9 protein-coding genes are annotated in these 11,100 nt (G+C 38.6%); 4 read left to right on the forward strand and 5 right to left on the reverse strand.

Annotated features, from left to right (window positions below):
* The first annotated feature begins 253 nt into the window (after positions 1-253).
* The 4 genes from K5G00_RS17880 (at position 254) to K5G00_RS17895 (ending at position 7,625) form a co-directional block, all read left to right on the forward strand.
* The gene (locus K5G00_RS17880; protein ID WP_238767553.1) at positions 254-3,520 is read left to right on the forward strand and encodes a S41 family peptidase; all 3,267 of its coding nucleotides are present in this window, start codon (positions 254-256) and stop codon (positions 3,518-3,520) included.
* 262 nt (positions 3,521-3,782) lie between these two features.
* Positions 3,783-4,328 carry a DUF1697 domain-containing protein gene (locus K5G00_RS17885; RefSeq protein WP_238767554.1) on the forward strand — a complete coding sequence of 182 codons (546 nt, stop codon included), beginning with the start codon at positions 3,783-3,785 and terminating at the stop codon, positions 4,326-4,328.
* Between the two features lie 288 nt (positions 4,329-4,616).
* Positions 4,617-5,888 (forward strand): AGE family epimerase/isomerase, encoded by a 1,272-nt coding sequence (locus K5G00_RS17890; protein WP_238767555.1) that lies wholly within the window; start codon positions 4,617-4,619, stop codon positions 5,886-5,888.
* 123 nt (positions 5,889-6,011) lie between these two features.
* The gene (locus tag K5G00_RS17895; RefSeq protein ID WP_238767556.1) at positions 6,012-7,625 is read left to right on the forward strand and encodes an SLC5 family protein; all 1,614 of its coding nucleotides are present in this window, start codon (positions 6,012-6,014) and stop codon (positions 7,623-7,625) included.
* A gap of 87 nt (positions 7,626-7,712) precedes the next feature.
* Here K5G00_RS17895 and K5G00_RS17900 read toward each other — a convergent pair whose 3' ends face one another.
* The 5 genes from K5G00_RS17900 to K5G00_RS17920 all read right to left on the reverse strand — a co-directional run bounded on the left by K5G00_RS17900 (position 7,713) and on the right by K5G00_RS17920 (position 11,097).
* The gene (locus K5G00_RS17900; protein ID WP_238767557.1) at positions 7,713-7,910 is read right to left on the reverse strand and encodes a hypothetical protein; all 198 of its coding nucleotides are present in this window, start codon (positions 7,908-7,910) and stop codon (positions 7,713-7,715) included.
* Between the two features lie 21 nt (positions 7,911-7,931).
* The gene (locus K5G00_RS17905) at positions 7,932-8,420 is read right to left on the reverse strand and encodes a DUF3307 domain-containing protein (protein ID WP_262921386.1); all 489 of its coding nucleotides are present in this window, start codon (positions 8,418-8,420) and stop codon (positions 7,932-7,934) included.
* Complete coding sequence (locus tag K5G00_RS17910; RefSeq protein ID WP_238767559.1) at positions 8,420-9,106, reverse strand: hypothetical protein; 687 nt, start codon at positions 9,104-9,106, stop codon at positions 8,420-8,422. The genes K5G00_RS17905 and K5G00_RS17910 overlap by 1 nt, the downstream gene beginning before the upstream one ends.
* A 106-nt stretch (positions 9,107-9,212) precedes the next feature.
* Complete coding sequence (locus K5G00_RS17915) at positions 9,213-9,926, reverse strand: MBL fold metallo-hydrolase (protein WP_238767560.1); 714 nt, start codon at positions 9,924-9,926, stop codon at positions 9,213-9,215.
* Between the two features lie 190 nt (positions 9,927-10,116).
* Positions 10,117-11,097: a dihydrodipicolinate synthase family protein gene (locus tag K5G00_RS17920; RefSeq protein WP_238767561.1), complete on the reverse strand. Its 981-nt coding sequence runs from the start codon at positions 11,095-11,097 to the stop codon at positions 10,117-10,119.
* Between the last annotated feature and the right edge of the window lie 3 nt (positions 11,098-11,100).

Consider the following 11,100-nt stretch of genomic DNA (forward strand, 5'->3'; position numbering starts at 1 on the left):
AATAGAAATGCAACCCGAAACCATAATGTCAATAACCGGAAACAAACACTACCTAAAAAATTTCAATGCGGCATTTTGTATTTAAAATGGTATTAGATACTTGTATATTGTAACAATTCTGAATTTAAGAAGTCTAATTTGGTATATGACAAAGTACTTTCTGTAGAAACTACAAGATTTGCCGAAATGTTAGAAACCATTTATTTATGAATCATTTCATTGCTTTATCAATTAATCATTCAAAATAATTTTTATGAAAAATTTGTATTTAACTGCACTGTTTGTAGTTGGTATTGTTGCTATTACAGTTGCGCAGGGCACTAAACTGTTGCGCCAGCCTGCACTTAGCAAAACACATGTAGCCTTTACCTATGGCAGTGATATTTGGGTAACCGATTTGGAGACAAATCAAACTAAAAGACTAACCAATACAGGTGCTGTAGAAAGCAATCCCCATTTCTCACCTGATGGAAAAACCATTGCTTTTTCTTCTAACCGTTCAGGAGTAAGCGCTGTTTATACCGTACCGGTAGAAGGTGGAATGCCTCAAAGATTAACCTGGTATCCCAGTTCTGCAACTGTTTGCGACTGGACCCCCGATGGTAAATATATTTTATATTCAACATCACGAGAAACTGCCCCAACAGGTTACGATCGACTCTGGACTGTATCAAAGGACGGCGGTCCTTCTGAATTGCTTACCGAACAATGGGGCGCCGATGGCTCATTTTCACCAGATGGAAAACAAATCGTTATCGACCGGGTTTCCCGCTGGGATGGAGAATGGAGAAATTACCGCGGTGGACAAAATACGCCATTGGTTATTTTGAACATAAACGACATGTCGGAAGAATTACTGCCAAATGAAAGAACTATTGATATTAAACCGGTGTGGCTGGGTGAGCAAATTTATTTTCTTTCCGACCGGGACTGGATTTCAAATATATGGTCGTATTCGCCAAAAACAAAAGAACTAAAACAAATCACTCATTTCTCCGAAACAGATGTAAAATGGGTAGCCGGGAAGGGAAACCAACTTGTTTTTGAACACAAGGGTTTATTAAACCTGCTCAATCTTACAAATAATGAAATTACACAACTTAATATCACCATTGCCGGAGATTTCCCCTGGGCTGATGAAAAATGGGAGGATGTGAGTAACTCGGTTCGTTCTGCGTCGCTCTCACCTACCGGAAAAAGGGCAATCATGGAATCACGTGGAGAAATTTTTACGATTCCGGTTGAAAACGGAAATGTAAGAAACCTGACAAACTCTTCGGATGTTGCCGACAGGACTCCTGTTTGGTCGCCAAGAGGTGATAAAATCGCCTGGTTTTCTGACAAAGGTGGAAACTATTCATTATTGATTGGAAATCAGGACGGATTAAGCGAAGCCACAAGCATCTCTATTGGAGAATCGAACTTAGGCTGGGAACCCACCTGGTCGCCGGACGGGAAATATATTGCTTTTGATGATGACGATGTTAGAATCCGTGTTATTGAAGTCGAATCAGGGAATATTCAAACCATTGATTTGGCCGGAAATAATCAGGAAAGAGGCTCTTTAGGATTAACCTGGTCTCCTGACTCAAAATGGCTGGCTTACTCGAAATCAGGCGATAATAACTTTAGGAGAATCAAATTGTGGTCGGTAGAGAACAAAAGTATCACAACGATCACTGATGAACTGGCTGATGCATTTTCTCCTGCCTTCGACTGCGACAAAAAACACCTTTACTTTTTGGCCAGTACTGAACTTGCTTTGGGTTCAGGATGGGCAAACACCAGTGCAATGACTGCCAATCCAGAATATGCCGCTTATGTTGTCAATCTTCAAAAAGACGAGGCATCACCTTTTAAACTAAAAAGCGATGAAGAAGAAGTGAAAGAGGACAAGGAGAACGACGGAGATAAGAAAGACAACAAAAAGGAGGACAAAAAATCAGAAGAAAAAAAGAAGGATGAAGAAAAAGATGATTCTATAAAAATAGATTTTGAAGGAATTGACCGCAGAATAATTGCTTTGCCGATACCTGTCAGAAATTATCAATATGTTTTAGCCGGACCTGAAGGTACTGTATTTATTGGCGAAAGAATTTCAAACTCACCTGGATTAACACTACAAAAGTTCTCTTTGGAAGACCAAAAAGCTACTCCTTTTGTAGAAGGTGTGGGAAGTGTTTCTTTGTCGGCTGACAGTAAAAAAATCCTTGGTAGAGTAGGTGGTTCATGGAAGGTAATGGATGCAACCAAACCGAATGGGAAAGATGGTGAAAACCTGAAGGTGGAATTAAAAATGAAATTGAACCGCTCGCAGGAGTGGAATCAAATGTTTGAGGAAGCCTGGCGTTATGAAAAAGATTATTTTTATGCACCAAATATGCATGGCCGCGACTGGGAACAGGTTCATGCCCGTTATGCACCTCTTATTCCGCATATCAAACACAGAGCAGATTTAACTTATATCCTTGATCAGGTAAATGGTGAACTTTCCGTTGGGCACAGTTTTGTTTTTGGAGGAGACTACCCTGATACAGAGAGAAATTCCGTGGGATTGTTGGGGGCAGATTTTATTCCTGAAAAAGGCTACTGGAAAATTAAACGAATTTACACAACCGAGAGTTGGAACCCTAATTTATCGAGTCCGCTCGAAGAACCGGGGTTGAAAGTAAAAGCCGGTAATTACATTGTAGGTGTAAATGGTGAAGAGCTAACTACAGAAGAAGATTTGTATCAATATTTAGATGGAACGGCAGGCGTTCAAACCGTTTTGCAAGTTAACGACAAACCTGATTTTAAAGATTCGTGGACAATTACTGTAAAACCGATTCGAAGCGAAAGCGGATTGCGTCAACGTGCCTGGGTTGAAGATAACCGCCGGCTGGTTGACAGCTTGTCAAACGGCAGACTGGCTTATGTGTGGGTTCCAAATACCAGTAGCAACGGTTTTGTATCGTTTAACCGTTATTTCTTTGCGCAGCAGGACAAAGAAGGTGCAGTTATCGACGAGCGTTTTAACGGAGGTGGATTACTGGATGATTATATGGTGGATTTAATGACCCGGAAGCTGAGAGCAGCAGTAACAAACGAAGTAAAAGATGGAAAACCGTGGATATTACCCGCCGGAATTTTAGGGCCAAAAGTTTTGTTGATAAACGAATTGGCTGGATCAGGCGGCGACTTTTTCCCATGGGTATTCCGCCATCAGAATGCGGGGCCACTTATCGGAACAAGAACCTGGGGTGGGCTGGTAGCCTCAGCTGTACATTACAGTTTGGTTGACGGAGGCGCGTTAACAGCTCCAACGAACGCGGTCTATGATCCGGTGAAAAAAGAGTGGATTGCGGAAAATAAAGGCGTTGCTCCTGATATCGAAGTGAGGCAGGATGCCAAATCTCTCGCAAAAGGAATCGATCCTCAGTTGGTAAGAGCAGTTGAGGAAGCACTTAAACTTGTTAAGAACGAAGGAAAAAAAGATGATTCACATCCTCCGTATTCAACACCGGCTTTAAAAAAATAGAATAAATTCGAACAATAAAAAACGGGCTGTTCACCAATTCTGAATAGCCCGTTTCATTTTGGAATCATTCCGAGACCAAGACATGTATTTTAAATTCAGGAGCACCAGCGATGATTTCATTAAAATAAATCCTCAAACATATTAAGAACGACACCTTATTATTCCCTTCGGTATCACAATAAACCAAAAAGCAAAATATTGCAGGTGAATCAAACAATCCCGGCTTTCGTATGTATAAATTCAAACAGATAAAGAAAACCCTATGGAAAAATATGTTGCCTTTTTGCGTGGGATAAATGTTGGTGGACATCATAAAGTCCCAATGGCAGATCTTCGAAAAGAGATGGAAAAGATCGGCTCTAAAAATATTATTACCCTGCTTAATTCGGGAAATATCATTTTTGACATAAAAGAAAAAGATGAAAAGAAACTGGAAAAGAAGATAGCAATTCATTTGGAAAAAGCTTTTGGATTTCCGATTCCGGTATTAATAAGAAAAGGGGATGAAATAAAAAAAATTGTTGACGACAAACCGTTTAAAAATATCGAAATCACAAAAGATATCAGGTTATATATTACTTTCTTACCGGAAGTCACCCAGGTAGATATAGAACTACCGTGGTATTCAGAAGACAGTTCATTTCAAATTATTAGAATTGAAGATAAACATATTGAATGTATTTTGGATTTAAGCAAAACAAAAACAATAAAAGCAATGGGAATTCTGGAGCAGCTTTTTGGAAAAGATATCACAACCCGTAACATAAATACCTTAATAAAAGTATCTGATAAGATAAGTAAAACTTAAAAAGCTCCTGAACCGTCTCATCGTTAGCCCGAAAAACTCACCAGATCCCAACAAATTTCTTCAACTTTCATATTCGTTCGAATTCAGTTAAAAATCCATGCTTTTTAGACAAAATATTAGTTTGGGGAACAAAATAAATAGTAGTATATTCAGTGCTGGATTACCTGCATATTCAACAAAATAAGAAAAGAAACAGAGAAGTTATCGGGTATATTTTTGTTGAAGCGCGGATTCCTGTTTTTAAATGATTTGTAAAAGAAAATAACCAACATTAAGCGAACAAAAATTATGGACAAAACGGAAATTAAAAACCTCCGGGATGAAGCTTTTCAACACCTTACCACCGAACTCCTCCCCTTTTGGACCACCCGCATGAGAGATGAACAAAACGGCGGTTTTATTACTCATTTTGATCAACAGGGAAACGACACCGGCGAAGATGAAAAATCGCTGATTACACAAACCCGGTGTTTATATACTATCGCTTCTGCACACCGCGCAGGATATGGAAACGGTGAATTGGCAGCGTTAGCCAAACACGGAGCAGATTTTCTACTGGATAAAATGTGGGATGAGAAGTTCGGCGGTTTCTACTGGATGGTTGACCGGAAAGGAAATGTAAAAATCGATGAAAAAATTATATACGGACACAGTTTTGCCATTTATTCGTTGAGTGAATATACACTGGCTACGGGCGACAAACGTGGAATTGAATATGCCGGAAAAGTGTTTGACATGCTTCAAAAATATTGCGTGGACAGTCGCTACGGTGGTTACTGGGAAATGTTTCACCGCGACTGGACACTGAAAGGACCTGGCAGCGCAGGTGGCGACCGCAAAACGTTGGATGTACACATGCATTTGATGGAAGCATTTACTACACTTTATGAATGTTCGGGGAAAGAAGTTCACCGCCGGAAATTATTGGAAGATATTGATTTGTTGTTAAATGTTATTAACCACCCTAAATATAAAACCGGGATTCCGCAGTTTTTTAAAGACTGGACCGTTGCACCGCAAATTAAGTTTGACATTATTTGGGGCTGGGATCGTTTTTCAGAGGAAGGACAAAAAGGAAATGCTACCGACAATACATGTTACGGGCATAATGCTGAATTTGCATGGCTGCTGATTCATGCTCTGGAAATCCTGAAAATATCACCGGAATCCTATGCGGAAACATTTAAAATCATTTTCGATCACACGGTTGACAATGGAATCGATACTGAATTTGGTGGTGTTTATGTAGAAGGGCCACATTCGGGCGGCGTTTACGATAGAGAAAAGGAATTTTGGCAACAAGCCGAAGTACTTATCGGAATGCTCGACGGAGTCATTCTGTTTAACGAAAAAAAATACTGGGAAGCCTACAAAAATGTACATCGTTTTGTATTCGATAAAGTTGTAAATAAAGGGATTGGCGAATGGTACCCGCTGCTTTCCAGAAAAGGTGAGCCGATTTGGACTCATATGGGACATTCGTGGAAAATTAATTATCATACTGTTCGTTCCATGGTTCAAAGTATACAGCGTCTGGACATTATACTTGCAAAACAATAATTTTCACATACAAAGATTACTATTAAAATTCGTTCATTCTTATAGTCAAATAAACAAAGTGGAAGTCCGATTTAAAAATGAATAACGAAATAAAATAACCAACATATAAACCTTAACTCTAAAATGAACTTATCACTCACCTCGCTCGACTGGATTGTATTAACCGTTGTAATGGTCGGGAGCCTTTCTTTTGGCTTGTACATGGCCTACCGGAAGAATGCCGGAGAAAATAGCAAGAATTTTTTTCTTGGTGGCCGCTCGATCAAATGGCCGGTAATTGGCGCATCACTGTTTGCAACGAATATTGGAGCAGAACATTTGGTTGGACTTTCAGGCGATTCGTACCGTTATGGTCTTTCGGCGGGTTCGGTCGAGTTAACCTGTGCAATCACGCTTGGTTTTGCCTGCGCTATTTTGTTTCCTTATTACATGAAAAACAAAATTTACACCATTCCTGAATTTCTGGAATTACGTTATAACCGAATGGCGCGTGTTTTCTTTTCCGGTTTGATGCTGGTGATAAGTGTAATGACCAAACTGGCTTTTACACTTTTTGCAGGAGCATTGGTTTTAAATAGTATTTTAGGTTGGGACGTTATGACCACAGCCTTATACATTGGAATAATAGTAGCCATCTTTACCATTATTGGTGGGTTTACTGCAGTAGCTTACTCTGATACAATTCAGGTTGTACTAATGATAATCGGCGCATCAATTATGCTTTTCATCGGGCTTGATAAAGTTGGCGGATGGGGAGGATTGATGGAAAAAGCGCCGGAAATGATGACCATAGCCGCGCCATACGATGACCCGGTGTATCCGTTTTGGGGAATTCTGGCAACAGCTTTTTATGCCGGTATTTTTTACTGGGGAATCGACCAGGTAAATGTACAGCGTGTACTTTCGGCGCCCGACTTAAAACAGGCACGTTGGGGATCTATGTTTGCCGTATTTTTAAAACTTTTCCCCATCTTTTTATTCGCCCTGCCGGGTGTAATTGCCTTTGCACTTTTCCCGGGTGAACTTTCAGGTGAAGAGTCAAAACAAACCTTTGTTTTGCTGCTGAATAAGCTCCTTCCAAGCGGACTGCGCGGTTTAATGCTCGCAGCTTTGATGGCAGCCTTAATTACCTCGTTAATTGCAGTTTTAAACTCGGTTTCAACACTTGTGGTGCGCGACTTTGTAGTAGAATTCAGATCTTCCATATCCGAAAAAAAGCAGGTAACACTCGGACGTATAATTATCCTTTTGGTGACTTTCCTAGGCATTGGTGCAACATATCTTGTTTACAAAAATGAAGAAGGTTTATACAAGTACCTGCAAACCATTTCTGCATATCTGGTAATCCCGGTTTTTCCGGCCATATTTTTTGGTATTATCAGCAAGAAAGTCACTTTGAAAGGAGCAGCATATTCTGTTGTAGTTGGAGTTATTTTGGCTACTATTTTTGTTATCGATCAGTTGATTGGTGCTGAAGCCGGAAAGCAAATCTTTCCGTTTCTTCACTATAAACTCACCTTAAATTTTGGTTATCGCGGATTGTGGGCTGAGTTTTTAATAACCGGTGTTTTATTTGGAGTATCAGCTTTTACAAAAAAGACAGCACCGGAAAAATTGGAGAAAACAACCATCAATTACAAAATGGCCGTGGCTAAATTTGAAGGAATTAGCGACTGGCGCCTTCATCTGGGAATTCTTTCACTGATTACGCTGTTTTTATATATTTGGCTATCGTAATAAAATGTAAATTAGAATTCTAAGATTTAAATCAATAATCTTATCGGTTTATTTACCGTTAAATATAAAATATCGGTAAATTTACCGTTAAACAATCATATTCACTAAAATTCCGGAAAAAGCTGCGATACCAAAACTCAACAGGGTTCCGATTAACACATATTCACTTTTTTGAACACCCTTAAAACGCAAAATTGATTTTGCAGCAATAATCAAGCCTACTGCCTGGTATTGTCCCATAATAATTAATGCCAAAGCAAGGAATCGTTCTACAATTCCAATCAATTTTCCGGCATTAGGAAGACTCTACTCTCCCGGATTTTCGGAATTTTCTTCAGGTGTTTCAATCGAAAAAGCTTCAAATATATATTTTATAAAAATATTGGACGGTTTAGCACAAAACACAAATGCGGCTACAACAGCAACGATTTTCAGATTTAAATCAATTAAAAAGTCTATTTCAAAAAAGAAAGAATAGACAAAAACAATTCCTACAATTGTTATAAGATGGATAAACTGGTCGAGAAAAAAATAGCTTCTTGTTTTATTTTTTAACACCAGCCAACTTTTAAAAATATCAGTTAATAAATGAATTATTGTAAGCAAAAGAGCCGCTTTCCAAAAGCCCAAATCAAACGATAATACATAGCTGGTTATTCCAACAATCAACACATGATAAACATGGCTGGGCGAAAGTATTTTTTGAGCCTTTCTATCGCTCATCTTTTGGGTTTGAAAAATAAAATCTGCAAGAAGATGAGCAATTATTTGTAAGAGAATTAACTTAATTTCCATTATTGAAAAGTGTTTTCGAAGTGGTTAACTGCTTTTTCTATGGACAGCCATCCTGCAGCAGTAGAATGCTGACTAATAGTAGACTGATACTTTCCGAGTTTACGAGCAATTTCTTTTTCACTGAAATTCATTAACTTATAAAATATTACCTCGCACTGTTTTGCTGAACATCTTGAAAGAATGGTATCTAATAAAGTAAAAACAACATCGAACTGTTCTTCCAGTTTTTTTTCGGAACTGCGGAAAAACATCGTATTTTTAATTATTATCTTTTGTTTGTTGGAAGTGGAGAAGTTTTTAATTGTTCTCCCTGACAAATAAATGGCATCCCCGTCTATAACTCCATTTTTTGCATCCAAAATAGTCAATGGAGCAACAGCAACCGCCAAACGAATACCATATTCCGAAAAATATTTAAGTCTGGACTTACTATTTCCTTTTGTATTGAAAGTTATGGATTTTACATAGGTCTTTAATAAAAGTGCAATGCGAAGGGAAGCAGCAGCATCAGCGAGAGCACATTCAATATAATCTCCTTGTACAAGTCGTCCAAAAAACCTCTGGTCGGCGTAATTCTCCGACAAATCTTCGAGCAATTGTTTTATTACTGATTCAAGTTCCCTTTTTTCTGTCTGGGTTAAGGACGTGTAAGAAATCACATCTGCCGATACTGTTGCGTAACTCATAATAGTTCACATTTATCAGTAAATATACTGATAAATATGAATTATCGGTTATTTCGCCGTTTATATAAAAAACAACGACAAAACTATCTTATACTAAATCTTCAAATTAACGCCATTGTATCAAAGCACTGTTATATGCTTCTTCTACGCGCCATTGTGGTTTATGGAAATAAATCATTCCGTGACCGGGCAACATAATATCCATATCAACCTGGGCAAATTTCCGTAGCGATTCAATATATTTTTTCTTATCAAAATCAAAAGACCCATCCCAGCCAAAATCACCAGCCAACAAGGTTCCGATAATATCACCACTCACCGTTATTTTTTTGCCTTGGTAATCAAATGAATAAGCTGTACATCCCATAGTGTGTCCCGGGTAGTGTCCTACTTTAATTTTTACTCCCAGAACGTCGATTACATCGCCATCAGCTACAACCCGGTCTACAACAAAAGAATTAAACTTTTTGTGATAAAGATAACCAGCGCAACGTTCATCACCCGATTGAACAGAATCTGCTGTTTCTTTTATTGCAATAAATTTCACCCCTTTTTCTTTTAAGATGTGCCCTCCCCCTGTGTGATCATAATGTGCGTGAGTAAGAATACAATATTTTATATCGTCAGGTGACAAATCCCAGTATTTCATATTATTAAAAATCTGCTCCATGGTGTCACCGCAACCACAGTCAAACATAATTAAACCGGCATCTGTTTTTAACACATAGGAGTTGGCATCATTCCACAAAGCGCCCTGTAAATCAAACGTAATTCCGTTCAAATCGCCACTCACCTGAAATAAATTCTTTAGTATTTGCATTGTTATTTATTAATTATTAGTAATAACTATTTTACATTGAAATAATACAAACTATCTGTTTTTCACCGATTATACTTCACAAATATTTACCTAATCAAAAGCTTTTTATTCAAAACGATAAAAAGAAACAATAATGCTTTAATAATAAAACAGTGGTCTCTACTATAAAAACTTTGTTCAAATGTCCCTGTTACTTATATGCAGCTGCCTTTAATTGATTTTCCAGGCAAATGATTTTCGCTATATGTTTATCAGCAATTTCCTTGTGAATATTGTCGAATGGAAGAGTCGGTACACGGACAATGGGTGTTGAATAAATTCCCTGTTGGTACAATAATCTTTTAAAAAAGTGAATGGATATGTCGAGATGTTGATTGGAAAAAGCCAGTACAGGCAAAATTTGTTGAAATAATTTTTCGGCCTCATCCGTATTTCCTTCTTTATAAAGTCGATAGATTGAGGTGTAAATGTAATGCATCCCCGTTGGCATAAAAGCGTGTACTCCACGTTGCAGCCCCTCAATCATTTGTGTAACGGCCCAGCCACCGCTAACATTTAGCTGCCCTTCAGTTAACTTTAGGATTCTGGTATATTTCACTCCGGCAGGCACCGTTTCAACCTTCAGACAACGAAAAGCAGGCACTTTATTAAACAATTCCAAAATAAGTTCATCGGGTAACCCATATCCCGATGAATCCCAGTCCTGCAACATAATCATTTCCGGTCCAAGGTCAGCTAATTCCATAAAATGTTTTTTGAACTGCTCTTGGTTTTGAAAAGGTATTTGAAACAACACATTTTTGCATCCGCTCTGGATATAATCCTTGAGCAGTTTTTTGCTTTTTGAAAGTTCGGCTTCTCCGGCACCGGCAATTACAGGGACTTTCCCGTTTACTTCTTCCATTACGGCCGTTACCATGCTTAGACGTTCGGTTTCAGAAAGTTTACTCACTTCTGAAGCCATAGCAGGAACCAGGAAGCCGGCAACTCCGGCATTTACTGCTTCGGTTAGGTTCTTTTCCAGTGCCGTTAAATCGATTGTGTTATCGGTTGTAAATGGTGTGTTTAGTACGGTTACGATACCAAAAAGCGGGAACAGCCTCTCCCCAGCCCCTCCAAAGGAGGGGTGATTATTACCTGCCTTTTTATCTGAATCTCTTACCAATATCACTTT

It is taken from the genome of Maribellus maritimus (assembly GCF_022267315.1).
Taxonomy (GTDB): domain Bacteria; phylum Bacteroidota; class Bacteroidia; order Bacteroidales; family Prolixibacteraceae; genus Draconibacterium; species Draconibacterium maritimum.